Source organism: Streptomyces mabaensis, from assembly GCF_053763515.1.
Genome location: NZ_JBSOPZ010000043.1, coordinates 1 through 25,621, shown reverse-complemented (window position 1 = coordinate 25,621; position 25,621 = coordinate 1). Strand labels below are relative to the sequence as shown.

Below are 25,621 nucleotides of genomic sequence, written 5' to 3'. Positions count from 1 at the left end.
GTGGGGATGTGCCGAAACCCTAGGAGCGCGAACCCCCTGACAGCAGACTTCAGTTGACCCCTCTCACCGCGTTATGGCGGTCGGCTCCCGGGAGGCCAGCCAGGCCGCGTAGCTCGTACTGCGCCCGACGGCGTCGGTGTGCGCGGCACGGACGTGTGCGAGCACCGCGGGGGCGGTGGCGGCCGCCCGCCCCTTGGGGTGCCAGCCCAGCAGGTGCCGCCAGATCAACGGCGTACCGGCGAGTGGCCTGGTCACCATTCCGGGCGTGGCGGGGAACGTCGCCCGGCACAGTCCTACCGCCCGGCTGACCTGGACCAGGTGGACGCAGGACGCCGTGTCGGTCTCGTACACACAGGACGGCGTGAATCCGGCGTCGGCGCATGCGGCAGCGAAGCAGTCCGCGAAACAGCCGTCGCCCGGTACGTCCGTCCACGCCTCGGCCGCCAGCTCCGCAAGCCCGATCTCGGTGCGCGCGGCCAGCGGGTGGTCCACGGCGAGCATGACGAAGACCGGGTCTCTCGCGACCTCGCTCCACACCAGCCGGTCTGGTTCGGGCGGCACGCTCTCCCCGCAGGTGCCGATGAGCGCGTAGTCCAGCCGTCCTTCGGCGGCGCAGGCGGCGATCTCCCGCTCGGACCAGGAGGTGTGGGTCGCGACCGGGGCGCCGGGCTCGGCGGCGGCCAGCCGGTCGACCAGCCCGCCGAGGAGGGGACCGTGCGTTCCACCGAGCCGGAAACCCGGCTTCTGCACCCGGGTGCGCGCGAAAAGCAGTGCCTCCTCCTGCAGTTCGTGAACGGCTGGCAGGAGGACGCGGGCGCGGTCCAGCACGAGGTCCCCGAGGGCGGTAGCGCGTACGCCGTCACGCCCGCGCTCGAAGAGCAGGCCGCCCAGAGACCGTTCGATGCGCTTCAGCTGGGCGCTGAGAGCGGGCTGGGCGAGTCCGAGCACGGTGGCCGCCTTGGTGAGGCTGCCCGCGTCGGCTATGGCCCGGATCGTCTTCAGATGCCGCAACTCCAAGTCCATGCACTGAGCTTGGGCCCCGTGGAGCGTGGCGGCAATAAGAAGGTCCGGACCAAGTGGGGGAGCGGACGGCCTAGGACCAAAGCCTAGGACCGAAGGAGGTAGACCGGTCCCCGCGCGGGCCGATGCCGCGCCCGGGCGGACTGCGTAAGGTCGACCACATGGCCGATACAGAGAATCCCCCGCAGTTCGACCTCGACGCCTACCTCGGCCGGACCGGCTGGTCCGGGGAGCGGCGCGCGGACGCCGGGACACTGCGCTCCCTGCACCTCGCCCACATGTACGGCATCCCGTTCGAGAACCTGGAGCCGCTCGGCGGGGCGGCCCCCTCCCTCGCTCCCTCCGACCTGGTGGCGAAGCTGATCCGCGGCGGCCGGGGCGGGTACTGCTACGAGCACAACACCCTCTTCGCCACCGTGCTGGAGGCGTTCGGTTTCGGTGTCACGCGCCTGGCCGCGCGCGTCGTGCTGGGCGCCGACGGGGCGATCCGGCCGCGTACGCACATGCTGCTGCTGGTCGACGTGCCGGGCGAGGCCGGGCCGTATCTCGCCGATGTCGGCTTCGGCGCGGGCGGCGCGCTGCTCGAAGCGGTCCCGCTGGTCGCGGACACCGAGTTCCGCGACGGGTACCGGCGCCACCGCCTCGTCCACCGGCCGCACCGCGGGCCGCTGGAGCTGTGGGTGCTCCAGGCGTACGAGGGCGGGGCGTGGACGGATCAGTACGAGTTCACCCTGGAGCCTTACGAGGCACCGGACTTCGACGTCATCAACTGGCACGTCGCGACGAACCCCCGCTCGCCCTTCTCCCAGACTCTCTACGTCCAGCGCACCACGCCGGACGCCCATCTCGCGCTCCACGGCCAGCACTTCGTCGAGACGAGCCCGGACGGCTCCCGCAAGGAGCGGGAGTTGTCCGGACCGGACGAGGTCGTGGACGTCCTGACGGCCGACTTCGGCATCGCCGTACCGGCGGGCCTGTTCGGGAGCTGACCATGCCGGGGTCACAGCCCCTGCACCTCGAACCAGACCGTCTTGCCGATCCCGCACGCGCGCGGAAACGCGCCCCACGCGGCGGCGAGCGCGGCCACTAGCGCCAGGCCGCGCCCCGACTCGTCGTCCGGCCCCGCGTGACGCAGCTGCGGAAGCGTGCCGTTGGCGTCGGACACCTCGACGCGCAGGGCGCCCTCGCGCAGGACGCACCGCACCCACACCTCGCGGCCGGGCGGGACGCGGGCGTGCCGGCAGGCGTTGCTCACCAGCTCGCTCAGCAGCAGGACGGCCGTGTCGGACACGTCGTCAGGAACCTTCCACTCGCGCGCCTGCCCGGCGAGAAACGCCCGTGCGCGGCCGACACTGCGGGGCGTACGCGGGAGCCGCCACTCGATGGGCTGGTCCATGTGCTCGTTCATGGCTCATACGGTGCTGGTGCGGGCATAGCCTCTGGAGTAACGACGTGGGTACGCACGGTGCTTGTACCCGGCGGGTACCAGGGGAGGTGGCCGTGACGGAGACGTGGCGGTACTGCGGCAACCAGGTCAAGCTGTGGCGCACGCAGGCGGGGGTCAGCCGCGAGGAGCTGGGCCGGGAGGCGGGCTACGAGTACGAGACGGTCAAGTCGATGGAACAGGGCCGCAGACGCCCGACGGTCCGGCTGCTCCAGATCGCGGACCAGATGTGCGGGGCGACGGGGAAGCTCGTCGCGGCCCAGGAGTTCCTGAAACCGGAGCCGTTCCCGGCGCGTTCGCAGGAGTTCATGGCGGCGGAGGCGGAAGCGATCTCTCTGCATTCGTACGAGCCACTACTGATCCCCGGATTGCTCCAGACCGAGGACTACGCACGGGCGTTGATCAGCGAGAGTTGCCCGCCACTGGACGACGAAACGGTGGAGGAACGGGTGGGCGCACGGCTGCGGAGACAGGACGCGCTGACCCGCAGGAGGAGCACGGTCTACGGGTTCGTGGTGTACGAGGCCACGCTGCGCACGATGGTCGGCGGACGGGACGTCATGCGGAGGCAGCTACGGCACCTGGTGGAGGTGGGCGAGCTGCGCAACGTCTCGATCCAGGTGCTGCCCATGGGCCGGTGCAGCGGCGTGGCACTCAACGGCCCGTTGGTCCTGCTGGAGACCCCCGACCACGAACAATGGGCCTGGGCCGAAGGCCAGAAGACGAGTGCGCTCTACGCCGAACCCGGCAAGGTCAGTGCCCTGACGCAGGCACATGGCATGATCCGCATGAACGCCCTCAGCATCGCGGAATCGGCGGAGTTCATCGGGAAGGTGGCGGAAGAGCTATGAGCGAACGACTCAGGTGGTTCAAGTCCAGCTACAGCGACAGCGAGGGCTCCAACTGCATCGAAGTCGCCCTGGACTGGCGGAAGTCCACGCACAGTGACAGCGAGGGCAGCGCCTGCGTCGAGGTCGCCGCCTGCCCTCACACCATCCACGTCCGTGACTCGAAGCTCGGTGAGCGCGGCCCGCAGTTCGCTGTTCGCGCCGCCGCCTGGACCGCGTTCCTGACCGAGATCCGGTACTCGGAACCCGAGCGCCCCTTCTGAGGCAGAGGCAGGGGTGGTCGCTCAGACCTGTCCGAGGTCCGAGCTCACCCAGCGCTGCGGTCGCATATGGATCACCAGCTGCTCGCCGTGGTTCTCCCAGGCGAAGTCGACATAGCCTTCGACCTTCTCCGGCGGCAGGTAACGCGCGGAGAGCTCCACCAGCTCCTCCCTCGTGGCGGCTCGCGACGACACGACCGGCCCCTCCACCGACACATAGCGGATGGTGGGCTCGTGCCGGTCCACCATCAGACTGAACCTGCCCGCCGCCTCGATCATCCCGGCCTTGCGGGAGTCGCGTCCGGTCATGATCCAGATGTCGCCGCCCGGTGCGTACTGGTACCAGATCGGCACCGTGAGGGGCGCTCGCTCGTCCCCCTTGCCCGCGTCGACCGCGAGCGCGGCAATGTGCGGCTCGGCGAGGAACTGCTCACGTTCTTCACGGGAAAGGGCCACGGGACTCTCCTTCGCGATCGGACTGTCTGTGCCCTTTCAACTCCTTCGACGCGTCCACGATTCCCCCCGGGGGTGATGTGGACAACACCGATCCGCCGCCAACAGCGTTCGGCAACGGAATCCGTAGGTTGCGGTCGCGTTACGGTGGCGCTTTCGAAGGGCTCGGGCCGCTCCCGCCGAGCGATGCACCAATCGGGACATTCTTGTCGCGAGCTTGTGGCACAAATCGTGAGGCGAGCGCCCCGGCGGCCCCGTAAGCTCCCCGCATGCAGGTGATCCAGTCAACGAAGCTCGCCAACGTCTGTTACGAGATCCGGGGCCCTGTGCTCGAGGAGGCGATGCGGCTCGAGGCAGCAGGTCACCGCATCCTCAAGCTCAACACCGGCAACCCGGCCGCCTTCGGTTTCGAGTGCCCTCCCGAGATCCTCGAGGACATGCTGCGCAACCTCGGCAGCGCGCACGGGTACGGCGACGCGAAGGGGCTGCTGTCCGCGCGGCGCGCGGTCATGCAGCACTACCAGACCAAGGGCATCGAGCTGGACGTCGAGGACATCTACCTCGGCAACGGTGTCTCCGAGCTGATCCAGATGTCGATGCAGGCGCTGCTGGACGACGGCGACGAGGTGCTCGTACCGGCCCCGGACTATCCGCTGTGGACCGCGTCGGTCTCGCTCGCCGGCGGTACGGCCGTGCACTACCGCTGCGACGAGCAGTCCGACTGGATGCCCGACCTCGCCGACATCGAGCGGAAGATCACCGACCGCACCAAGGCGATCGTCATCATCAACCCGAACAACCCGACGGGTGCGGTGTACGACGACGAGATGCTGCGCTCCCTGACGGAGATCGCGCGCCGGCACAACCTGGTCGTCTGCTCCGACGAGATCTACGACAAGATCCTCTACGACGGCACCACGCACACCCCGACCGCCGCCATCGCGCCGGACCTGCTGACGCTGACGTTCAACGGGCTGTCCAAGAACTACCGGGTGGCCGGCTACCGCAGTGGCTGGCTGGCGGTCTGCGGCCCGAAGGCGCACGCCTCGTCGTACATCGAGGGTCTGACGATCCTGGCCAATATGCGGCTCTGCGCCAACATGCCCTCGCAGCACGCGGTGGCCACGGCGCTCGGCGGGCGCCAGTCGATCGAGGACCTGGTACTGCCGGGCGGACGGATCCTGGAGCAGCGGAACACCGCGTACGAGCTGCTCACCCAGATCCCAGGGGTGACGTGCGTGAAGCCGAAGGGCGCGCTGTACCTCTTCCCGCGGCTCGACCCGACGGTCTACAAGATCAAGGACGACCGGGCCATGGTCCTGGACCTCCTCCGCGCCGAGAAGATCATGGTCGTGCACGGTACGGGCTTCAACTGGCCGGAGCCGGACCACTTCCGGATCGTCACCCTGCCGAACACCGAGGACCTCGCGGACGCGGTGACCCGGATCGGGAACTTCCTGGACGGTTACAGCCAGCCATAGTCCGACAGTCCGACCCGACTCAACTTTAGACTCGATCCAAGCTAGGATGGTCTCCTGACGACCCGCGCAGGAGGCCATCCCCATGTACGAGCCGATCCGCACCAAGTCGGTCCACCGCATGGACCGTGCCGCGGCCGCCGACTATCCGCACCGCAGCCGCGAGGAGGAGCTGGACATCCAGCTCGCGGGCCATCTGGCCGCGCTCCTCGCCGTCACCGACGAGCTGGGTCTCGACGACGCCGCCGAACACATCGCCCGGCAGGTGGCCCGGCTCCGGGGCGCCCCGCCCGCCCGGCACGCGGGCCTCACCTCCGCCGGCACCGACGCCCTGCACCGCCGCGCCCACGACATCGCGGGCCGCGCGCTGGTCGTCGCCGCGTCCCGTGCGGACACCGCCGCCGCGATCCTCGCGGCCGAGCGGATGGACGTACACGCCGCCGCGCTGGAACTGGCCGGCGCCCACTGACGGCCCCGGTCCGCGTGCCGCGGAGGCGCGCGGACCGGGTGCCACTCGCCTGCGGCGCGCATGGCCGAGTGCTGTGTGCGGACGCGCCGACGGCGGGCCTCCCCAGAAGGAAGCCCGCCGTCAGGTCAACAGCCGCGCAAGAGCGACTAGCCCAGGCGCTTCACCAGGGCGCGGTACTCGTCCCACAGCTCCTTCGGGGTGTGGTCACCGAAGGTGTTGAGGTGCTCGGGGACCAGCGCCGCCTCCTCGCGCCAGACCTCCTTGTCGACCGTGAGCAGGAAGTCGAGCTCGGCCTCGGAGAGGTCGAGGCCGTCGGTGTCCAGGGACTCCTTGGTCGGCAGGATGCCTATGGGGGTCTCGACGCCCTCGGCCTTGCCCTCCAGGCGCTCGACGATCCACTTCAGGACGCGGCTGTTCTCGCCGAAGCCGGGCCACACGAACTTGCCCGCGTCGTTCTTGCGGAACCAGTTCACGTAGTAGATCTTCGGGAGCTTCGCGGCATCGGCGTTCGCGCCGACCTTGACCCAGTGGCCCATGTAGTCGCCCATGTTGTAGCCGCAGAACGGCAGCATGGCGAACGGGTCGCGGCGCAGCTCGCCGACCTTGCCCTCGGCGGCGGCGGTCTTCTCGGACGCGACGTTCGCGCCGAGGAAGACACCGTGCTGCCAGTCGAAGGACTCGGTCACCAGCGGTACGGCGGTGGCGCGGCGGCCGCCGAAGAGGATCGCCGAGATCGGCACACCCTTCGGGTCCTCCCACTCGGGGGCGATGATCGGGCACTGGCCGGCCGGCACGGTGAAGCGGGCGTTGGGGTGGGCGGCCGGGGTGCCGGACTCCGGCGTCCAGTCGTTGCCCTTCCAGTCGATCAGGTGCGCGGGCAGCTCCTCGGTCATGCCCTCCCACCACACGTCGTTGTCGTCGGTGAGCGCGACGTTGGTGAAGACCGAGTTGCCCCACATGGTCTTCATGGCGTTGGCGTTGGTGTGCTCACCGGTGCCGGGCGCGACGCCGAAGAAGCCGGCCTCGGGGTTGATCGCGTAGAGGCGGCCGTCCTCGCCGAACCGCATCCAGGCGATGTCGTCGCCGATGGTCTCGACCGTCCAGCCGGAGATCGTGGGCTCCAGCATGGCGAGGTTCGTCTTGCCACAGGCCGACGGGAAGGCGGCGGCGACGTACTTCGACTCACCCTGCGGCGGGGTGAGCTTGAGGATCAGCATGTGCTCGGCCAGCCAGCCCTCGTCGCGCGCCATGACGGACGCGATGCGCAGGGCGTAGCACTTCTTGCCGAGCAGGGCGTTACCGCCGTAGCCGGAGCCGTACGACCAGATCTCGCGCGCCTCGGGGAAGTGCGAGATGTACTTGGTGGAGTTGCAGGGCCACGACACGTCCGCCTCACCCTCGGCGAGCGGCGCGCCGAGCGTGTGGACGGCCTTGACGAAGAAGCCGTCGGAGCCGAGTTCGTCGAGGACCTGCTGTCCCATGCGGGTCATGGTGCGCATGGCGACGGCCACGTAGGCGGAGTCGGTGATCTCGACGCCTATGGCGGAGAGCGGCGAGCCGACCGGGCCCATGCAGAAGGGCACGACGTACATCGTCCGGCCCTTCATCGAGCCGCGGAAGATGCCCTTCTCACCCGCGAAGATGTCCTTCATCTCCGCCGGGGCCTTCCAGTGGTTGGTCGGGCCCGCGTCCTCCTCCTTCTCGGAGCAGATGAAGGTCCGGTCCTCGACGCGCGCGACGTCGGTCGGGTCGGAGGCGGCGTAGTACGAGTTCGGGCGCTTGATCGGGTCGAGCTTCTTGAAGGTGCCCTTGGCGACGAGCTCGTCGCACAGGCGCTCGTACTCGGCCTCGGAACCGTTGCACCAGACCACCTGGTCGGGCTCGGTGAGGGCAGCGATCTCGTCAACCCAGGAGATCAGCTCCTGGTGGTTGGTGGGAAGGGTGGGAGCCGCGATGTCGCGCGCCACGATTGCTCCTTGATGAGGGGTTTTTGTATGTATGCCCCTTGGGGGCTGCGACCCGGATACTTCGTAGCCCGCTCATCCGGTGCCGACCGCACTCATCTGATCATCGGTGCACTTCGCCCATATGTCCAGAGGACCTCTCACGTGAGCATTGCCACTCGACAACCGAGTACCCGTGCGTAACCTACGGTCGCGTAGGTAGCATGGGCCCATGAATTCAGCCGCATCCGACGATTCCTCCGGGGATCGCGGGCCGGGGGGTCCGGTGGAGATTCCCCTGCCCGCTCTGGTCAAACCGAAGCTGCGCGGCTGGCTGCACGCCGGCATGTTCCCGGCCGTCCTGGTCGCGGGGGTGGTGCTGCTCGCGCTCACCGACTCCACGCGCGCCCGGGTCGCGTGCGGGATCTACATCCTGACCGCGTGCCTGCTCTTCGGCGTGAGCGCCCTCTACCACCGCGGCACCTGGGGCCCGCGCGGCGAAGCGATCCTGCGCAGACTCGACCACGCCAACATCTTCCTGATCATCGCGGGCACCTACACCCCGCTGACCATGCTGCTCCTGCCCGAATCCACGGGACGCACGCTGCTGTGGGCGGTCTGGGCGGCGGCGCTGGCGGGGATCGCCTTCCGGGTCTTCTGGGTCGGCGCCCCGCGCTGGCTCTACACCCCCTGTTACATCGCGATGGGCTGGGCCGCCGTCTTCTTCCTGCCCGACTTCATGCGCACGGGCGGGATCGCCGTACTCGTCTGCGTGATCGTCGGCGGGCTGCTCTACAGCGCCGGCGGCGTGATCTACGGGATCAAGCGACCCAACCCCTCGCCGCGGTGGTTCGGCTTCCACGAGGTGTTCCACTCGCTGACCCTCGCCGCCTTCGTCGTGCACTACGTCGGCATCTCACTGGTGGCCTACCAGCACGCGTGAGCCGCGACAATGAGCCCATGGCGCCCCCACGTACCCCCGCAGGCCTCGACGGACTCGCCGGTCTCGCCGACGACTCCCCCAGGCCCGGGCTGCGCGAGCGAAAGAAGCTCAGGACCCGGACCGCGATCCGGCGGGCCACGTACGCGCTGATCGCCGAGCACGGGTACGACGCGACCACCGTCGAGCAGATCGCGGAGGCGGCCGAGGTCTCCCCCTCCACCGTCTTCCGGTACTTCCCCACCAAGGAGGACATCGTCCTCACCGACGCCTACGACCCGGTGCTGGAAGCGGTACTGCGCGGCCGCCCGGCCGGTGAGCCGCCCCTGGAGTCGCTGCGGTTCGTCATCGCCGAGGTGCTCCGGACCGCGCTCGACGAACGCGACGGGCGCGAGGAGATGATCCGGCGCACCAGGCTGCTGGTGGAGGTGCCCGCCGTCCGGGCCCGGATGACCGACACGATGTCCACGACAGCGGTCCTGCTGACCCGCGCGCTCGCCGACCGCACCGGGCGCGCCCCCGACGACCTGGAGCTGCGGGTCTTCACCGCCGCGGTGCTGGGCGCGCTGCGCGAGGTGACGGTCTACTGGGGCGAGCGCGGCTTCCGGGACGACCTGCCGACGCTGGTCGACCGGGCCCTGGACACGATGAAGGGCGGCCTGGCGCTCTGAGCACCGGCCGCCCTCCACCCGTACGTCACCTCAGCGGGTCACCGCCTGCGCAGGTCCCCCTTCCCGCAGGTACGCCCGTCCCGGTCCGGGTCCAGCCGCAGCGGGTCGTCCTTGCCGTTGACCTTCAGCCGGCCGTAGTCGTGGGTCGCGAGCCAGTCGCAGCGGGCCTTCGTCGTCGCCTTGACCGACTTCGGGAAGACGGTCGGGACACAGACGTTGGCCGTGCCGTAGTGCCGGTCGCAGCCCGCGATCGTCGGCGCGACCGGAGCCGAACCGCGCTTCTTCAGCCGCTTCTTCGGCGCCAGCTCCGGATCGTCGGCGAACGCGTGGACGTGCGCCGACGGGGCGTCCGCGGCCAGCGCCGCCGGGCCGCCGAGGTGCACCCACTTCGCCACCGACGGGATGCCGTTGGCGTCGACCGCGTAGAGCATGTACCAGCCGGGCGGAGCCAGGTTCGGGTTGCTGGTGACATTGAGGTCGATGTTGTTCCCGTCGACCGTCAGCGGCAGGTCCACGAACCGCTGGTTGGGGTCGGAGGAGTGGGTCACCGCGGCCGGACGGATCAGCTCCGCCTTGGCGATGGGCCGGTCGACCGTGATCCGCTGGGTGTCGCCGTACGTCCACTGCGTGTCGATGACCGACGTGATCTGCGGGCGCGCGCCCTTGAGCAGGTACGGCGGCGTGTAGACCGACACGTTGTGGTTGAAGGTGCCGTTGCCGGGGTTGTCACCGACCGCCATCACGCGGCCGTCCGGCAGCAGGAACGCCGACGAGTGGTACGTCCGCGGGATCGGGTCCGTGGCCAGGCCCGCCTGGTAGGTGTTCGTCGCCGGGTCGAAGAACGACGCCTCGTACACCGGGTCGGCCCGGTCGTGCATACCACCGCCGGTCTCCAACACCTTGCCGTCCGGCAGCAGGACCGCGGAGACGTACATCTTGCCCTCGGCGCCCGTCTGCGGACGCTTGCCCAGGCCCTGGTCGACCTGGCCCTGCGGGATCAGCGGCCCCGGCGTGTAGACCGGGTTGGGCTCCTTGAGGTCGATGATGTCCGTGTACCGGTTCGCGACCGGGTTGGTCTCGTTGTTGCCGCCGCCGACGGTCAGGACCCGCTGGTCCTGGGCCGGGGGCAGCAGCACGCTCGCCGACTCGTCGCGCTGGTCCTTGCTCTGCAGACCGGGCACGTCGGTGATGGTGTTGGCGTCGTAGTCGTAGATGGAGGCGCCCGTCCCCGGCGTGCCGTTGCCGAAGGTGTGGCTGCCGGAGTAGAAGAGCCGGCCGTCCTGCATCAGGATCATCGACGGGTACAGGCCCCAGAAGGACCAGGTCTGCTTGACCTCGTTCAGCGGCAGCCACTTGTTCTGCGCCGCGGAGAACTTCTCCGCCGTCACATTGCCGGTGGAGTCCTCCTTCAGACCGCCGAAGGAGATGACGTCGCCGTTGCCGAGGATCGTCGCCGACGGGTACCAGTGCCCGCCGTTCATGTCGTTCGTCTTCGTGTACGTCTCGGTCGCCGGGTCGAAGGTGTACGAGTCCTTCAGCCCCTGGTAGCCGATCTTGCCGTCGGCGGACGGGTAGCCCTTGTTGCCGCTCATCACCAGCACCCGGCCGTCCGCGAGCTGCACATGGCCGGCGCAGAACATGTCGACGGGCGTGGGGATGGTCTTGAAGCTGCCGTTCGCCGGGTCGTACACCGCGGAGGTGAACGTGCCGGCCGCGAACATCGTCGGGTCGTTGCCGGAGCCCGCGATCAGCAGCACCTTGCCGTTGTGCAGCACCACCGAGTGCATGGACCGCACCGGGTTCTTCACCGGCAGGACGTCCCAGCGGCCCTTCTCACACTCCACGGGCGTCGCCGTGCACGTCGGCTCGGGCGCCGGCGGGGTGACTTCCTCCATCACGTAGTCGTCGGTGGTGACACTGCCCGTGCCGTACACCGACACGCCCCACGCGATCTGCTCGGTGCCGGGCGGCACTACGGGCGTACGGACCTCGGTCCGCTGGTAGGCCGGGCTGACCGGGAGGGTCTTCAGGTCGGTCCAGTACTGCCAGCCGGCCGTGGTGTCGCGCCGGAAGAGGGTGACCGAGGTGTCGGGGGTGTCGCTCTTGTACCAGAGCGACAGGTCGTACTGGCGGTCCGGCGTCACCTTGGGCGCGCATGCCGTGTTCTCGGTGATCAGCGCCTTGCGGTCACCGTCCACCCGCCGGGTCAGTGTCACCTTCATCGCCTTGGTGCCGGAGTGCGCGTCGGCGACGGTGGCGAAGGTGAAGTCGTTGTTCCCCCAGCCGGACTTCGACCAGCAGGCCGGCATGTCACCGGTGCCCGCCGTCTCGAAGCCCGGATTGGAGATCAGGTTGGGCGGCCCGGCCGAGGCCTGCTGCGGTACGGAGATCAGCAGCCCCGCCGTCATGGCGCCGACGGCCAGCATCGCCTGTCTGCGGCGCCTGCGGCCCTTCGGGATCGTGGATGGTGGCATTACGCGGTCCTTTCTGTGCGGCTCCCTCTGCTACTGCGGCTGCTCTTGCGCGGCAGATAGACCAGGGCTTCGGTGGCCGCGAACCGCAGCACGAAGGTGGTCAGCAGCGCGAGCGTGGTGGCGGGCAGAACCGCCAAGTGGAACTGGCCCACGAACAGGGCGATCAACGGGATCCGCAGCAGCAGATCGGCGTTGGCCAGCAGCGCGAACCGGCCCACCCGGTCCGCCCAGTGCCGGTGCGCACGGCGGTCGCGGAACAGCAGCACCTCGATGAGGAGGAAGTTCCACACGACGCCGAACTGGTTGGCCACGATCTCCGCCGGCAGGTAGTGCATTCCGGCGGAGACGAGGAGGGAGAGAGCGACCAGGTTCGGTACGAACCCGGTGAGCCCGATCAGCCCGAAGGCCAGCATCCGGGCGAGTGGCGAGGCCGTACGCAGCGCGGACAGGTGCCCCAGGAAGCGCAGGCCCTCCTTCGCCGTCGACTTGGACTCGCCGGCGAACCGGTCCTGGAAGACGAACGGCACCTCGGCGACCTTCTCCGGCCGGCAGCGCACCGCGAGTTCCAGCAGGATCTTGTAGCCCAGCGGGCGCAGCGCGTCCGCGGTCACCGCGGACCGCCGGATCGCGAAGAAACCGCTCATCGGGTCGCTGATGCCGTGCAGCCGGCGCGGGAAGAGCGCCTTGGCCAGCCAGGTGGCGCCGCGCGAGACGGCGATACGGTAGCCGCCGGCCAGTCCGGCCCGGCTGCCGCCACGGATGTAGCGGCTGGCGACGACGAGTTCGGCGTCCGACCGCTCGCCGGCCGCGACCAGGTCGGGTACGAGGGCGGGCGGGTGCTGGAGATCGGCGTCCATGACGACGATCCAGTCCGAGCCGGCCGCCCGGATGCCCTCGACGACCGCGCCGCCGAGGCCGCCGACCGGGCTGTCGCGGTGGATGACCGAGACCGGAAAGGGGCAGTCCGGCGCCGCCTTGCCGATCACCTCCGGGGTGTCGTCGGTGGAGTCGTCGACGAAGACGACCTCGCAGGGCAGCCGGGAGGGCACCGACTCGGTGAGCCGGCTCAGCAACTCCCGTACGTTGGCAGACTCGTTGAAGGTCGGGATGATGATGGTGACGGCACCGGGCTCGGCCACCTCGGCGGCCCGGAGTTCCGGATCACCCAGCTCCTCGGCGCCTGTCGATCCTGTCGGATACACGCTCACTGGTCATCAGCTCCCGTGATCTTCCGGATCTCGATCCGGTCCTCGCCCTCGCCGAAGACGGCGACCGGCGTCGAATGCTCCAGTGCGGCCTTGACGTTGGGCAGATCGACGGCGTCCCGGCGAACGGTCGGGGACGAGACCACGAAATCGATGTCCTGCCAGCCGTTCGGCATCGTCTTCGTCACCGCGGGGTCGAGGTCGGCCTTGTAGAACCAGATCGCGCCGAGCCCCGGCTCGTACCCGTGGTGCACCAGGTCGAGCCAGAGCGCGTCGTCCACCAGCACCCGGGCGTCCGCCGGCTTCGGAACCTCCGTGCCGAGCCAGGCGGCTGCCTCCCGGTAGGGGCCGTTGGCGTCCTCGGTCAGCGCCGCCTGGTTGCCCTCGTACCAGCGCGGTACGACGTACACGGCCGCGGAAGCCGCCAGTACGACGGCCACCGCCCAGCGCCCGTACACCGTCGCCTTCCGCTCGTTCTCGCGCCGCCGCCTGCGCAGTACCGCGTGGGCCACGCTCGCCGCGCCGCCGGCCAGCACCAGCGCCAGGAACGGCAGCGCCTGGATGACGTACATCGCGGGCAGGTAGCCGGACGGGCGCATCGCGACGACGGCGAGGATGGCCACCACCAGCGCGGGCCCGGCGAGCGCCCGCGCGGTGACCGACCAGCGGGTGGTGAGCAGCAGCAGGGTCGCGCCGGCCAGTCCGCCGAGCGGCAGCACCCGGTCGTAGTACAGCCAGGACTGGAAGACGCCGTGCGAGCCGGAGCCGGAGTCGAAGATGGAGCCCGAGCCCTCGCGGCCCATCTGGTACGTGATGCCGTCGATCAGCGACACATGGCCGGGCCCCGGGAACAGCTCGTTGTTCAGCAGCGCGAACAGCGGGTACGACAGGCCGATCAGGGCGCAGGCGGTGATCGCGCCGGTCACCGCGAACTTGCGGGTGTCCTTGTGGCTGTGCCGCCACATCGTCACCAGCAGCGCGGGCAGCACCACCAGCATCGTCTCCTTGGTGAGCACGCCGACCGCGGCGGCGAGCCCGGCACCGAAGTGGTGCCACAGGTGACGGTTGGGGGACGCGGCCAGGCAGAACGCCAGCAGCATCCACATGACCGCGATGTTGTCGAGGAAGATCTCGCGCTGGAGGACGACCGAGAGCGGCGACAGCCCGAACAGCACCATCGCCAGCGCGGCCGCCCAGCGCGGCAGGAACAGCCGGCGCGCCAGGACGTACAGCATCACCGCGCACGCGGCGCTGACCAGCAGCATCGCGAAGCGCATGGTGGCCACGGTCATCGACTCGGGCGCGATCAGTGACGGGATCCAGGTGAGGCCGGCTATCTGGATCCAGCCGAGCGGCGGGTGGTCGTACCAGTACGTGTAGTGGGCGAGGCCGTCGCCCTGCTGCACGGCCCAGGCCTGTGCGAGGTAGGTGCCCTCGTCGTCGCTGAGCGTCGGGAAGTGGGTGATGTTCCAGCCCTGGACGAGCATGATCACGGCCAGCAGACCGAAGCAGAGCAGCAGGTCGGGCTTCGAGCTGCGGAAGCGTACGACGGGCCGGAGGTATCCGGGGGTCACCGCCTCCGCGGCCGGCCGCTGTGCGGGGAGGGTGGCGATGTCGGTGTCAGTGGCCGTGGGCAGAGTTGCGGTCACCGGTGGACGTCCTCTCGGGTCTCGGTGAGGTGCGCGCCGACGTGGCTGGTCAGCTCCCACTCGTTGCGGCCCCGCTGCTCCCGCCAGACGGCGCGCATCGCGGCGCCGGCCAGGAGGATCTGGTAGAAGGGGCCGCCGATGATGAGCTTGAGGTAGTGGACGAAGCGGACGCGGAGGCCGTACTGCTTGCCGAAGTCGTGCAGTCCGACGATCTCGAAGACGAACGTGACCATGGCCGTGACCAGGGGCAGGAAGGTCACGATGGCGATGCCGACGGGGACGTCGAGGAAGAGCGCGATACCCGCGTTGAGCGGGATGATCACACCGGAGAACGCCTGGAGAAACGGCGTCATCAGGGTGTAGCGGGCCAGCAACCGCTGGCCGAGGCCCGGGAGTTGCTTCCAGTCCTTCTTCCGGTAGACCTGGAGGAAGCCCTGGTTCCAGCGGGTGCGCTGCTTGAGCAGGCTCACCAGGCTGCCGGGGGTCTCCTCGCGGGTGACCATGTCGCTGTCGTACGCGACGACGACCTTCTTGCCGACGCTCGACAGCCGCACGCCCAGGTCGCAGTCCTCGGCGAGGCAGTTGGGGTCCCAGCCGTCCGCCTCGCGCAGCACGTCCGTACGGACGAAGACGGTGTTGCCGCCGAGCGGGATGAAGCCTTTCTGCGCGTGCAGGTGGAGGCGGGAGCGGAACCAGAAGAAGTACTCCAGGCAGTTGCGCAGGCTGTACCAGCTGGAGTGGAAGTTGATCAGCTGGACGCCGCCCTGGACGACATCGGCGCCGGTGGAAGTGAAGGCGTGGTCCACATGCGCGAGCAGTTCGGGGTGGACCTGGTCCTCGGCGTCGAAGACGCCCACGATGTCGCCGCGGCAGTGCGGGAGCGCGGTGTTGAGGGCCTTGGGCTTGTTCTTGACCTCGTGGGTGTCGGTGATGACCCGCACCCGGAGCGGGTCGCCGGCCGCGGCGCGCTCGGCGACGGCGGCGGTCTCCGGATCGTCGTGCCCGACGATCACGATGATCTCGAAGTTGCTGTGGGTGGACTCCAGCAGGCGCTCGATCGTGTGCTGGAGCACCGCCTGCTCGTGCCGGGCCGGCAGCAGCAGGGAGAAGGAGAGTCCGGTGCCGCCGTGCGGGCGGGCGAAGCTGGTGCTGGCGAGCGTCTCGGGCGTGCGCCAGGCATGCATCTGCCACCAGAGCGTGAATGCCGCCATCCAGAACAGCGCCAGCGAAACGGCAGCAATAAACACAGAAGTGAACAAAAGGCCCCCCCTTGGACCTGCTGAGGCGCCTCGCGCCGCAACATCGCGTAAATCCCCCAAGGGGCGGATCGCGGCCGGACCCCCTGTCCGGCGCTGCCCCTGTCTTCCCCCTCCGCGCACTCCCCAGTACGCGCGTCCGAGTCTCTCGTGGAGAGAATAGGGGGAGAAGGTGAAACTCAGACACTGAACAGATAAAAAGCGTGTTTCTGAACTGGCGTGCGATCAAGAAACGTTGACGGCGTGTACGGTGCCCCCGCACACGCCCGCGCACCACACCCGCCGGCTCACGCGCCCGAACGCGCCCCCAACTGCCCCGCCAGAGCGTCGTGGTCCGACGTCGGCGCGGCACACACGAAATGCCGGCAGACGAACGCCGCGGGCCGCCCCTCGGCCAGCGGCCGGTCTGCCAGCAGCGGCATCTCGTCGCTCCCCGGCTCCCCCATGGCGACCACCGCGCCCGGCGCCGTCCCCAGCAGCGCCGTCCGGTGCAGTTCCCGCGTCCGTACGTCGTCGGGCGCACCCACCACGGCCACCTCGCGCGGCCCGTCGAGCAGCGCCTCGGCGACCGCCAGCCCCCAGCCGATGAACCTCGGCGCACGCGGCCCCAGCGCCTTCACCACACCCAACGCCCGCTCGGCGGCGGTGCGATGCGCCTCCGAACCGGTGTGCGCGGCGTACGACAGCAGCGCGCCCGCCGCCGCCGTCCACCCCGACGGCGTGGCACTGTCGGTCGGGTCCTGCGGCCGGCGGATGAGCTGCTCGGCATCGTGCGCGGTGTCGAACAGGACCCCGCCGTCCCCGGTGAACTGGTCCAGCACGATGTCCGTCAGGAACCCGGCGAACTCCAGCCACACGCCCTCGCCGGAGACCGCGGCCAGCGCGAGGAACCCCTCGGCGACGTTCGCGTAGTCCTCCAGCACGCCGGCGTTCGCGCCGACGTGACCGTCCTTGGAGGTCCGGGCCAGCCGGGCCCTGCTGTCCATGTGCACCCGCACCAGCAGATCGGCGGCCTCGGTCGCCCGCTCCACCAGGTCCGGCCGGCCGAAGTACGCCCCCGTCTCGGCGAGCGCGGCGATCGCCAGCCCGTTCCAGGCGGCCACGATCTTGTCGTCCCGGCCCGGGCGCGGCCGCTCCTCACGGGCGGCCAGCAGCCGCTCCCGTACCGACGCGACCCTGGCCGCGTCCACGACACCGTCGCCCTGCGGCAGCTGAAGCACGGAGGCCCCCTCCTCGAAGGTGCCCTCCTCGGTCACCCCGAAGTACCGCGCGGCGAACGCGGCGTCCTCCTCCCCCAGCACCTCGCCCAGCTGGGCCGGCGTCCACGCGTAGAACGCGCCCTCGACATGCTTGCCGCTACCGTCGTCACTATCGGCGTCCAGCGCCGAGGCGTACCCGCCCTCGCGCGTGCGCAGCTCCCGCACCATGAAGTCGGCGGTCTCCAGCGCCACGCGCCGGGCCAGATCCGAACCGGTGGCCCGCCACAGGTGCGCATAGACCCGGCAGAGCAGCGCATTGTCATACAGCATCTTCTCGAAGTGCGGCACGACCCACTTCCGGTCCACCGAGTACCGCGCGAACCCGCCGCCGAGCTGGTCGTAGATCCCGCCGCGCGCCATCGCCTCGCAGGTGTCGGCCGCCATCTGCAACGCGCCCTCGGCGCCGGTGCGCGCGTGGTGCCGCAGCAGGAACTCGACGGTCATCGACGGCGGGAACTTGGGCGCGCCGCCGAAACCGGCATGGTTGGCGTCGTACTCCCGGGTCAGCCCGAGCAGCGCCTGCGCCAGCTCCTCCTCACCGGGCACCCCGGCCCCGCCGTACGACAGCGTCCGCCCGGCCAGATCCCGCACGATCTTCCCGGCGACCTCGCCGACCTCGTCGCGCCGGTCGGCCCAGGCGGCCCGGATGCCCTCCAGGATCTGCGGGAAGGAGGGCATGCCGTGGCGGGGCTCGGGCGGGAAGTAGGTACCGAAGTAGAACGGCTCGGCGTCGGCCGTCAGAAAAACGGTCATGGGCCACCCACCCTGCCCGGTGGCGGCCTGCACGGCCTCCATGTACACAGCATCGACGTCGGGCCGCTCCTCGCGGTCGACCTTGACGTTGACGAAGTGCTCGTTCATGAAGGCCGCGGTTTGTTCATCTTCGAAACTTTCGGCGCTCAAGACATGGCACCAATGGCAACTGCTGTACCCAACACTGAGCAGAATCGGAACCCCTCGCCGCCGCGCCTCCTCGAAGGCCTCGGGCGACCAAGGCCACCAGTCGACCGGGTTGTCGGCATGCTGGAGCAGGTATGGAGACGTCTCGTGAGCCAGGCGATTCGGCATACTCCCATCCTGCCTCACGGCACCGGCCCCACGACCCGTCCCTCGGGGCCACGGTGTGACGTACACACACGGCCGCACCGCATCCCCGCTAACCTCGGAGAGGATCAAAGGAGAACCCGCCATGAGCAGCCAGCACGCGCACCACGCCCACGCCGGACCTCCCGCCGCCTATGACGTCGTCGTCTCCCTCATAAAGCGACGGGGGAAGAAGGGACCCTTCGCCTACCGCCTCACCCGCCGCCGTCCCGCGCCGGACCCCTTCGGCGCGTTGATCGCCGAGGTGGAGGCCGAAGGCGGACCCATCACTGACGAGGAGAAGGCGGCAGCCCGAGCGAGGTATGAGAGCGCGTGAGCCGCAACAAGGGCAGGACCGGCGCCACCGTCCCACCGGGTGCGGTGGTGCTCGACTGTCAGGCCGTGTCCCTCGCCTTGTCCAAAGACCGCACCTTCGCCGCCTATCTCCAGAGCCTCAAAGACGAAGGGCGGGCATTCGCCGTGTCGGCACTGACGATCCTGGAAGCCACCAACGGGAAGACGAGCGTCCCCGCGCTCCGACACTACCTGTCCGGAGTTTATGTGCAGGCGGTCCTCCCCGAAGACGGGTTCAAGGGCGTCGAGCTGCTGGGCGAAAACCTGCACGGCCAAAAGTACGCGATCGACGCCGCCATAGCGGCGATGGCGATTCGTATCCGCGCACATCGCGTCCTCACGTCGGACAAGGACGACATGGACAAGCTCCTGGCTGACACCGGGATCAAGGTCACCAAGGTCTGAACCCCCCGGCGGCACAGTTGCGTACACGGCTTCTGGAGCCCTGAGCCTCACGACCTGTCACGTGATCTCCTGACTCCCTCGCGCTCGCGCGCCCCACGCACGACACTGGTCGTCGAACCGAAGCTCTCGGAGGGGGATCCACATGCGGGACGGCCATCGGGCGGAAGCCGAGAGGCTGTTGGCACGGGCCGTGGAGGAAGAGGTGCGGCGGACCGGCGGGCGGGCCGACCGGGCCGTGCTGCTCGCGCGGGGCCGGGAAGGGCTGGACGCCATGGCCGCCGCGGCGGCCGAGGAGTACACCGCGTACCTGCACGCGCTCGACGAGGCGGCCGCCGGGCAGCAGCCGCTCGGCGAGCGGCTCAGCCGGGAGTCGCTGGGAACACCCGTGCTGGTCACGGCGGTTGCGGCGGCCGCCGCCGTCGGGGCGGACCTGGCGCTCGGTACCGGGGCCGGGCCGGCGCTCGGGGCCGGGGCCGTGGTGGCCGTCGCCGGGGCGGCGACGACCGTACTGAAGGCGACCGCCTCGCACTGGCCGGCCGCCCATCGCCGGGCCGGCGCGCTGGCCCAGCCGGGCGGGGCCGAACAGCTGCGGCTGCAGTGGCTGACGGCGCTGGAGGTACGGGGCATCCGCCCGTTCCTGGACCAGCAGCGGATGGTGGCCGCGGCGACCCGTACCGGCGGCGGGCGGGCGGCGCAGCAGAAGGCCGTGGCCGGGCCGTCGCTGCGCGGCACCGACCGGAGCGCGGCGGCCCGGCGGCGCAGTGTGCTGGAGCAGTCGTTCGGGCATCTGCCGGAGCCGGCCGGGCCGTTCACGGGCCGGCGCCAGGAGATGGCGCGGATCGTGCAGTGGGTGCAGGCGGCACGGGCGAGCACCGAGACAAAGCCGGTGGTCGTGGTGCTGCACGGTGCGCCGGGGGTGGGGCGGACGACGCTCGCGGTACGGGCGGCGCACCACCTGAAGGACCAGTTCCGGGGGGCGTGTCTGGTCGACATGCGCGGCGACAGCCGGGACGAGGCGCCGCTGCCGACGCGGGACGCCCTGCTGCATCTGCTGAACCGGCTGGGCGCGCCGCGTGAGCAGTTGCTGTTCCGGGAGCGGTCCTCGGCGGAGCAGCAGGTCCGCCGGCTGGGCGAGTTGTACCACCAGCAGCTGACCGGCCTGCCGGTGGCGGTGGTGCTGGACGACGTGCGGGACGCGGCGCAGGTGCGGACGCTGGTGCCGGAGCGTTCGGAGAGCCTGGTGCTGGTGACCGCGCGGGAGCCGCTGGAGCTGCCGGCGGACCTGCCGGCGTGGGTGTACCAGCTGCCGGTGGAGGCGATCGACGAGGCCGGCGCGGAGGAGCTGCTGCGGGCGGTGGCGGAGGACGCCGCGTACGCGGATGCCCCGTACGACGGGGAGGCGGCTTCGCTGGTACGGGAGTTGTGCGGCGGGCTGCCGCTCGCGCTGCGGATCGCGGGGTCGTCGCTGGGGCCGCGTACGCCGCGGGCGCTGGCGACGGACCTCGGTGCGTACGGGCCGGTGGAGCCGGTGGAGCGGGCCCTGTGGCTGCGTTACACGGACCAGCCGGAGCAGGCGCGCCGGCTGGTGCGGCGGCTCGCGCTGGCCGGGCGGGCGAGTCTGGGTACGGCCGCGGCGGCGGCGCTGCTCGCCACGGACGAGCAGGAGGCGGAGCGGCAGCTGTCGGCGCTGGCGGGTGCGGGGCTGCTGGACCGGGTGCGGGGCAGCCGCTACCGGCTGCACGACGCGGTACGGGCGTTCGCGCACGCGCGGCTGGTCGACGAGGAGGACCCGGCCGAGCGGTCGGCCGCGCAGGAGCGGCTGATCCGCAGCTACGCGGAGCTGGCGGACTCGGTGATCCGGCTGGTGGACGGCAAGACGTCGACGCGTGCGGATCAGTTCGGCGGGCATGGGTTCACGTCGCTGGACGCGGCCCTGCGCTGGCTGGACGACGAGTCGAGCTTCATCACGGCGGCGCTGCGGCACGCGGAGGGGGTGGACCAGCGGGCGGTCCTGGATCTGCTGGGCGCGCTGTGTGACTACTGCCTGCTGCGCGGTGATCTGTACCGGCTGGGCGAGATCAGTGAGCTGACGCAGGCGGTGGACCAGGGGCTGCTGGTGCGGTCGGTGCAGTGGCGTACGGGCATCGCGGCCCGGCAGCTGGGTGAGCTGGACAAGGCGCGTACCACGCTGTCGTCGGTGGTGGACCTCTACTTCGAGGCCCACCACGAGGCGGGCGCGGCGCGGGCGCTGTGTTCACTCGGGATCACGCTGCACCATCAGGGCAACCTCACGGAGGCGTCGGCCAAGCTGCGGGAGGCGCTGCGGCTGCAGTCCGGCGACGAGCTGGCGGCGGACCGGGCGTGGACGCTGCACGCGCTGGCGGCGGTGGAGCGGGACCGGGCGCAGCTGGCGGAGGCGCTGACGCTGCTGACGACGGCGCTGACGCTGCACCGGGACAGCGAGAGTCTGCACGGGCAGGGGTGGGCGCACTTCCAGCTGGGGCAGCTGTATCTGCGGGTGGGTGACGTACCGCGGGCGGAGTCGGAGCTGCGCGAGGCGCTCGATCTGTACGGCCGTACGCGCGACGGCCGTGGCGAGGCGTGGGCGCTGACGCAGCTGGCGCGGGCCCGGCTGGTGGACGGCGACCCGGCGCCGGCGGTGGACCAGCTGCGGCAGGCGCTGTCCCGGCACCGGGAGGCGGAGGACGCGCGCGGGGAGGCGTGGACGCTGTACTACCTGGGGCAGGCGCTGGAGGAGCGCGGGGAGACGGATCAGGCGGTGCGGGAGCTGGAGCGGTCGCGGACGATGTTCTCCCGGATGCGGGACGTGTACGGGCTGGCGTGCGCGCGGCACCACTCGGGCCGGGTGACCCGTGACCAGCGGGCGGCGCAGACGGGGAACCTGCGGAACTCGGGTTTCGCCCGGCAGCTCCTGGTCGACGCCCGCCAGGACTTCCAGCGGATCGGGGTGGCGCACGGGGAGGCGTGGACCTGCCTGGAGCTGGCGGTGATCGACGCGGGAAACCACCGCGCCCCGCAGGCGCTGGAGCTGTGCGACGAAGCGGCGCGGCTGTTCGCGTCGTACGGCGACCACCGCGGCGGCGACTGGGCCCGCTTCCTGCGCTGCACGCTGCTGCCGTACGCCTCGGCGGGCGGCTCGGAGGTCGGCGTCGCGGTGGCGCAGGAGGAACTGGCCCAGCTCCTGCGCACCCCGCACCCGGCGCGGGACGGCAAGCTGGAGGACTGCGCGGAGGCGTACGCGCTGATCCTGGAGCGTGGCGTGAAGCTGGAGGAAGGCTGGCAGGCCTGGCACCTGTCCATGATCCCGAACCGCCACGCACGGGAGGTCATGGGAGTCCGAGTCCCGGCGGCGTAACGGCGCGCGGCGCGGGGACCGGGCCGGAAGGCTTGCCCCGGTTTCGGCCCCCGGGCCCCGGGGACCGCTGGCGCCGGCCGGCACGCAGCGTCCCCACGGCGGTCCGCCGCGCATGCGGGGCCGCGCTTCGGGGGGGCGAGGGGGGCTTGCCCGCGGTTTCGGAACGCGGTCGGCCGCCGCGGCCCCGGGGCCGCGGGGCGCAGCCGCGCTTCAGGGGCCGGGGGCTTGCCCCCGGTTCAGGGGCGCGGCTGGCAGCGACCGCCCCTGGGGCCGCTGGCGGTCGGCGCGGATGCGCAGCCGTGCCTTGGGGGGCGGGGGCTTGCCCCGGTTTCGGGGCATGATCGGCATCACCGGCCCCGGGGCCGCGGCGGCCCGGCGCACATGCGGGGCCGCTTCGGGGGCCGGGGGCTTGCCTCCGGTTCAGGGGGCGCGGTCGCCGGCCCCGGGGACCGGGCCTGTCCGGCACGCAGCGTCCGCGGCGGTCGGCGCGCCAGCGCAGCCGTGCCTCGGGGGGCCGGGGGCTTGCCCCCGGTTTCGGGAAGGGGCGGGGCGGGGAGAGGCCCGCGCAGCGGCGGCCCGCCCCCGGGTCAGCCCCGCTCTGGCTTGGCCGGGGCCGACGCCGCCGACTCCCGCGGCTCCGCCGCGTCCGGCGCTTCCTCGAAGTTGACCCGGCCCATGTGCCGGTTCATCGACTTCATCAGCAGCCACACGCCAACCGCCAGCGCTGCGAAGACGAGGAAGCCGAGGACACCCGGGGTGACCTTGTTCTTGTCGAAGTCCGCGGCGAGCGGGACGAGCTGGGTCAGTGCGTGCGTAGCGTGAGTAGCGCTCATGTCAGGCATTGTCCCGGATGCCCGCGAACAGGTCGTCCTCGGGGAGGGAAGTGTCCACGAGCGACTTGACGAGCTCGTACTCCTCGGTCGGCCAGACCTCCTTCTGGAGGTCCAGCGGCACCCGGAACCAGCCCCCGTCGGGGTCGATCTGCGTCGCGTGCGCGAGCAGCGCCTTGTCGCGGATCTCGAAGAACTCCCCGCACGGCACGTACGTGGTCAGGGTCCGCTCCGCGCGCTGGAACTCCTTCCAGCGCTCCAGCCACTCCCCGTACGGGGAGTCCATGCCGCGCGAGAGCAGCGCCTCGTGCAGGGCGACCGTACGCGGCCGGTTGAAGCCCTGGTTGTAGTACAGCTTCTGCGGCTGCCACGCCGGGCCGGCCCCGGGGTACTTCGTCGCGTCGCCCGCGGCGTCGAAGGCCACCATCGAGATCTTGTGGGTCATGATGTGGTCGGGGTGCGGGTAGCCGCCGTTCTCGTCGTACGTCGTGATGACCTGCGGCCGGAACTCGCGGATCAGCTTCACCAGCGGCTCGGCGGCCGCCTCCACGTCCTGGAGCGCGAAGCAGCCCTGCGGCAGCGGCGGCAGCGGGTCGCCCTCGGGAAGGCCGGAGTCGACGAAGCCGAGCCACTCCTGCTTGACGCCGAGGATCTCGCGGGCCTGGTCCATCTCGCGGGCCCGGACCTCGTGGATGTTCTCCTCGATGTAGATGTCGCCCTGGAGCTTGGGGTTGAGGATGGAGCCGCGCTCACCGCCGGTGCAGGTCGCGACCAGCACGTCCACCCCCTCGGACACGTACTTGGCCATGGTGGCCGCGCCCTTGCTCGACTCGTCGTCGGGGTGGGCGTGAACGGCCATCAGTCGAAGCTGCTCAGTCAAGACTCGATCCTCAGTGATTCGTCGCGATGGGCGGCTTCTATAGTGACCGAATCGGTGGGCGGAAAATTCCTGAGTCCAGACCTGGGTTCAGACCCAGCCTCAGACCCCAGCCCCCGACCGGAAGGATGATCATGAGCATGGTTCGCGAGCAGCAGGTGCCCGAGGGCCGGTACGGCCGTTCCGCGGACGCGCGCGCCGACCGCCAGCTCAAGATCGTGGGCGCGGTCCTGGGGACCGGCCTGATCGCGCTGCTCGGCTGGTTCGGTTACAGCCACGTCGTCGCCAAGGACATCAGCGCCGAGCTGATCAAGTTCAAGGTGGTGTCGGACACAGAGGTGCAGGTGCATCTCGAGGTCCGCAAGGACACCGACGCGAGCGGCGTCTGCACGCTCAGCTCGCAGGACGAGCAGCATGCCGAAGTGGGCCGCAAGGATGTGCGGTTCGACCAGCGCGCCGACCGAGTCGACGAGATCGTCAAGCTGCGTACGACAGGCCGCGCGACCATGGTGGAACTGGTCGGATGCCAGTCCGGCACCGGCCGCTGACCCACCCGGCGGCACACTTCGGGCGCCCGGCGTCCTCCCCCTTTTCCGCCTGAATTGTTAGGCTCGTGGTTTCGCCCTCCCATGAAGGCACATCCTTTGGGTAGGGCGATGCTTTGTATCCCAGTACCGACGAGGAGCACCTGTGACCCAGACGACCGAGAGCGTCACCTGGCTGACCCAGGAGGCGTACGACCAGCTCAAGGCCGAGCTGGAGTACCTGTCGGGTCCCGCACGCACGGAGATCGCAGCCAAGATCGCGGCGGCCCGTGAGGAGGGTGACCTGCGGGAGAACGGCGGTTACCACGCGGCCAAGGAGGAGCAGGGCAAGCAGGAGCTCCGGGTGCGCCAGCTGACCCAGCTGCTCGAGCACGCGAAGGTCGGCGAGGCCCCCGCGACCGCCGGAGTGGTGGCGCCCGGCACGGTGGTCACGATCGCCTTCGACGGCGACGAGGACGACACGATGACGTTCCTGCTGGCCTCGCGCGAGTACGCGTCCTCGGGCATCGAGACGTACTCGCCGCAGTCCCCGCTGGGGACCGGTGTGAACGGCAAGAAGATCGGCGAGGACGCGGAGTACGAGCTGCCGAACGGCAAGAAGGCCTCGGTGAAGATCCTCGAGGCCAAGCCCTACTCCGGCTGACGCACCACCGTACGCACGAACACGCAGGAGCCCCCGGCCGCACATGTGTGGCCGGGGGCTCCTTTGCGGGTACGTACGCCCTTGCGGTCGGGCGGTCGCCGATCTGTACTTGCGGACCGCCAGCGTTCGGAAGAACCCG

At 70.5% G+C, this 25,621-nt stretch carries 23 protein-coding genes; 12 read left to right on the top strand and 11 right to left on the bottom strand.

Annotated features, from left to right (window positions below):
* Positions 1–63: 63 nt before the first annotated feature.
* A complete protein-coding gene (locus ACWV17_RS29485) occupies positions 64–1,023 on the bottom strand; it encodes a LysR family transcriptional regulator (RefSeq protein WP_455362061.1) in 960 nt (319 codons plus the stop codon).
* A gap of 158 nt (positions 1,024–1,181) precedes the next feature.
* Between ACWV17_RS29485 and ACWV17_RS29480 the strand changes: the two genes are divergently transcribed.
* Positions 1,182–2,009 carry an arylamine N-acetyltransferase family protein gene (locus tag ACWV17_RS29480; protein ID WP_455362060.1) on the top strand — a complete coding sequence of 276 codons (828 nt, stop codon included), beginning with the start codon at positions 1,182–1,184 and terminating at the stop codon, positions 2,007–2,009.
* Positions 2,010–2,020: 11 nt separating this feature from the next.
* On the opposite strand, the gene ACWV17_RS29475 is transcribed toward ACWV17_RS29480, so the two are convergent.
* A complete protein-coding gene (locus ACWV17_RS29475; protein WP_455362059.1) occupies positions 2,021–2,428 on the bottom strand; it encodes an ATP-binding protein in 408 nt (135 codons plus the stop codon).
* A gap of 92 nt (positions 2,429–2,520) precedes the next feature.
* Here ACWV17_RS29475 and ACWV17_RS29470 point away from each other — a divergent pair, with 92 nt between their 5' ends.
* Positions 2,521–3,315 carry a helix-turn-helix domain-containing protein gene (locus ACWV17_RS29470; protein WP_455362058.1) on the top strand — a complete coding sequence of 265 codons (795 nt, stop codon included), beginning with the start codon at positions 2,521–2,523 and terminating at the stop codon, positions 3,313–3,315.
* A complete protein-coding gene (locus ACWV17_RS29465; RefSeq protein WP_455362057.1) occupies positions 3,312–3,575 on the top strand; it encodes a DUF397 domain-containing protein in 264 nt (87 codons plus the stop codon). Before ACWV17_RS29470 ends, ACWV17_RS29465 begins: the two co-directional genes overlap by 4 nt.
* Positions 3,576–3,596: 21 nt before the next feature.
* Here ACWV17_RS29465 and ACWV17_RS29460 read toward each other — a convergent pair whose 3' ends face one another.
* Positions 3,597–4,028, bottom strand: coding sequence for a pyridoxamine 5'-phosphate oxidase family protein (locus tag ACWV17_RS29460; RefSeq protein WP_455362056.1), 432 nt, complete (start codon positions 4,026–4,028; stop codon positions 3,597–3,599).
* A gap of 266 nt (positions 4,029–4,294) precedes the next feature.
* Between ACWV17_RS29460 and ACWV17_RS29455 the strand changes: the two genes are divergently transcribed.
* Together ACWV17_RS29455 and ACWV17_RS29450 are read left to right on the top strand one after the other, a co-directional pair.
* Positions 4,295–5,506 carry a pyridoxal phosphate-dependent aminotransferase gene (locus ACWV17_RS29455; RefSeq protein WP_455352795.1) on the top strand — a complete coding sequence of 404 codons (1,212 nt, stop codon included), beginning with the start codon at positions 4,295–4,297 and terminating at the stop codon, positions 5,504–5,506.
* Positions 5,507–5,588: 82 nt separating this feature from the next.
* Positions 5,589–5,972 (top strand): SCO4983 family protein, encoded by a 384-nt coding sequence (locus ACWV17_RS29450; protein WP_455352796.1) that lies wholly within the window; start codon positions 5,589–5,591, stop codon positions 5,970–5,972.
* Positions 5,973–6,118: 146 nt separating this feature from the next.
* Here ACWV17_RS29450 and ACWV17_RS29445 read toward each other — a convergent pair whose 3' ends face one another.
* Positions 6,119–7,939 carry a phosphoenolpyruvate carboxykinase (GTP) gene (locus ACWV17_RS29445; RefSeq protein WP_455362055.1) on the bottom strand — a complete coding sequence of 607 codons (1,821 nt, stop codon included), beginning with the start codon at positions 7,937–7,939 and terminating at the stop codon, positions 6,119–6,121.
* 208 nt (positions 7,940–8,147) lie between these two features.
* Here ACWV17_RS29445 and trhA point away from each other — a divergent pair, with 208 nt between their 5' ends.
* Both trhA and ACWV17_RS29435 read left to right on the top strand, forming a co-directional pair.
* Entirely contained in the window at positions 8,148–8,858 is a 711-nt protein-coding gene (gene trhA / locus ACWV17_RS29440; protein ID WP_455362054.1) for a PAQR family membrane homeostasis protein TrhA, read from the top strand.
* Positions 8,859–8,875: 17 nt separating this feature from the next.
* Complete coding sequence (locus ACWV17_RS29435) at positions 8,876–9,526, top strand: TetR/AcrR family transcriptional regulator (RefSeq protein ID WP_455362053.1); 651 nt, start codon at positions 8,876–8,878, stop codon at positions 9,524–9,526.
* Between the two features lie 38 nt (positions 9,527–9,564).
* Here the strand turns inward: ACWV17_RS29435 and ACWV17_RS29430 are convergent, their stop codons facing one another.
* The 5 genes from ACWV17_RS29430 to ACWV17_RS29410 form a co-directional block, all read right to left on the bottom strand.
* A complete protein-coding gene (locus ACWV17_RS29430) occupies positions 9,565–11,934 on the bottom strand; it encodes a galactose oxidase-like domain-containing protein (RefSeq protein WP_455362088.1) in 2,370 nt (789 codons plus the stop codon).
* Between the two features lie 65 nt (positions 11,935–11,999).
* Positions 12,000–13,202, bottom strand: coding sequence for a glycosyltransferase (locus tag ACWV17_RS29425; RefSeq protein ID WP_455362087.1), 1,203 nt, complete (start codon positions 13,200–13,202; stop codon positions 12,000–12,002).
* A gap of 2 nt (positions 13,203–13,204) precedes the next feature.
* The gene (locus ACWV17_RS29420; protein ID WP_455362052.1) at positions 13,205–14,854 is read right to left on the bottom strand and encodes an ArnT family glycosyltransferase; all 1,650 of its coding nucleotides are present in this window, start codon (positions 14,852–14,854) and stop codon (positions 13,205–13,207) included.
* Positions 14,851–16,113 (bottom strand): glycosyltransferase, encoded by a 1,263-nt coding sequence (locus tag ACWV17_RS29415; RefSeq protein WP_455352802.1) that lies wholly within the window; start codon positions 16,111–16,113, stop codon positions 14,851–14,853. Before ACWV17_RS29415 ends, ACWV17_RS29420 begins: the two co-directional genes overlap by 4 nt.
* Before the next feature lie 284 nt (positions 16,114–16,397).
* Complete coding sequence (locus ACWV17_RS29410) at positions 16,398–18,437, bottom strand: thioredoxin domain-containing protein (protein WP_455362051.1); 2,040 nt, start codon at positions 18,435–18,437, stop codon at positions 16,398–16,400.
* Between the two features lie 121 nt (positions 18,438–18,558).
* Here ACWV17_RS29410 and ACWV17_RS29405 point away from each other — a divergent pair, with 121 nt between their 5' ends.
* The 3 genes from ACWV17_RS29405 (at position 18,559) to ACWV17_RS29395 (ending at position 22,587) form a co-directional block, all read left to right on the top strand.
* A complete protein-coding gene (locus ACWV17_RS29405; RefSeq protein WP_455352804.1) occupies positions 18,559–18,789 on the top strand; it encodes a hypothetical protein in 231 nt (76 codons plus the stop codon).
* Positions 18,786–19,211 carry a DNA-binding protein gene (locus ACWV17_RS29400; protein WP_455362050.1) on the top strand — a complete coding sequence of 142 codons (426 nt, stop codon included), beginning with the start codon at positions 18,786–18,788 and terminating at the stop codon, positions 19,209–19,211. Before ACWV17_RS29405 ends, ACWV17_RS29400 begins: the two co-directional genes overlap by 4 nt.
* Before the next feature lie 142 nt (positions 19,212–19,353).
* Positions 19,354–22,587, top strand: coding sequence for a tetratricopeptide repeat protein (locus ACWV17_RS29395; RefSeq protein ID WP_455362049.1), 3,234 nt, complete (start codon positions 19,354–19,356; stop codon positions 22,585–22,587).
* 587 nt (positions 22,588–23,174) lie between these two features.
* Here ACWV17_RS29395 and ACWV17_RS29390 read toward each other — a convergent pair.
* Complete coding sequence (locus ACWV17_RS29390; protein ID WP_455362048.1) at positions 23,175–23,429, bottom strand: hypothetical protein; 255 nt, start codon at positions 23,427–23,429, stop codon at positions 23,175–23,177.
* On the bottom strand, positions 23,422–24,297 hold the full coding sequence (gene mca / locus ACWV17_RS29385) for a mycothiol conjugate amidase Mca (RefSeq protein WP_455362047.1): 876 nt from the start codon (positions 24,295–24,297) through the stop codon (positions 23,422–23,424). The genes ACWV17_RS29390 and mca overlap by 8 nt, the downstream gene beginning before the upstream one ends.
* 131 nt (positions 24,298–24,428) lie before the next feature.
* On the opposite strand from mca, the gene ACWV17_RS29380 reads away from it, so the two are divergent.
* Both ACWV17_RS29380 and greA read left to right on the top strand, forming a co-directional pair.
* Positions 24,429–24,842, top strand: coding sequence for a DUF4307 domain-containing protein (locus ACWV17_RS29380; RefSeq protein WP_455362046.1), 414 nt, complete (start codon positions 24,429–24,431; stop codon positions 24,840–24,842).
* Between the two features lie 142 nt (positions 24,843–24,984).
* A complete protein-coding gene (gene greA, locus ACWV17_RS29375) occupies positions 24,985–25,482 on the top strand; it encodes a transcription elongation factor GreA (protein WP_455362045.1) in 498 nt (165 codons plus the stop codon).
* Positions 25,483–25,621: the final 139 nt, after the last annotated feature.

Bases quoted from the DNA above. Each gene is read 5' to 3' on its own strand.
- ACWV17_RS29485 (WP_455362061.1), bottom strand. From the start codon at position 1,023: ATGGACTTGGAGTTGCGGCATCTGAAGACGATCCGGGCCATAGCCGAC.
- ACWV17_RS29480 (WP_455362060.1), top strand. From the start codon at position 1,182: ATGGCCGATACAGAGAATCCCCCGCAGTTCGACCTCGACGCCTACCTC.
- ACWV17_RS29475 (WP_455362059.1), bottom strand. From the start codon at position 2,428: ATGAACGAGCACATGGACCAGCCCATCGAGTGGCGGCTCCCGCGTACG.
- ACWV17_RS29465 (WP_455362057.1), top strand. From the start codon at position 3,312: ATGAGCGAACGACTCAGGTGGTTCAAGTCCAGCTACAGCGACAGCGAG.
- ACWV17_RS29455 (WP_455352795.1), top strand. From the start codon at position 4,295: ATGCAGGTGATCCAGTCAACGAAGCTCGCCAACGTCTGTTACGAGATC.
- ACWV17_RS29450 (WP_455352796.1), top strand. From the start codon at position 5,589: ATGTACGAGCCGATCCGCACCAAGTCGGTCCACCGCATGGACCGTGCC.
- trhA (WP_455362054.1), top strand. From the start codon at position 8,148: ATGAATTCAGCCGCATCCGACGATTCCTCCGGGGATCGCGGGCCGGGG.
- ACWV17_RS29435 (WP_455362053.1), top strand. From the start codon at position 8,876: ATGGCGCCCCCACGTACCCCCGCAGGCCTCGACGGACTCGCCGGTCTC.
- ACWV17_RS29430 (WP_455362088.1), bottom strand. From the start codon at position 11,934: ATGACGGCGGGGCTGCTGATCTCCGTACCGCAGCAGGCCTCGGCCGGG.
- ACWV17_RS29410 (WP_455362051.1), bottom strand. From the start codon at position 18,437: ATGCCGAATCGCCTGGCTCACGAGACGTCTCCATACCTGCTCCAGCAT.
- ACWV17_RS29405 (WP_455352804.1), top strand. From the start codon at position 18,559: ATGAGCAGCCAGCACGCGCACCACGCCCACGCCGGACCTCCCGCCGCC.
- ACWV17_RS29395 (WP_455362049.1), top strand. From the start codon at position 19,354: ATGCGGGACGGCCATCGGGCGGAAGCCGAGAGGCTGTTGGCACGGGCC.
- ACWV17_RS29390 (WP_455362048.1), bottom strand. From the start codon at position 23,429: ATGCCTGACATGAGCGCTACTCACGCTACGCACGCACTGACCCAGCTC.
- ACWV17_RS29380 (WP_455362046.1), top strand. From the start codon at position 24,429: ATGAGCATGGTTCGCGAGCAGCAGGTGCCCGAGGGCCGGTACGGCCGT.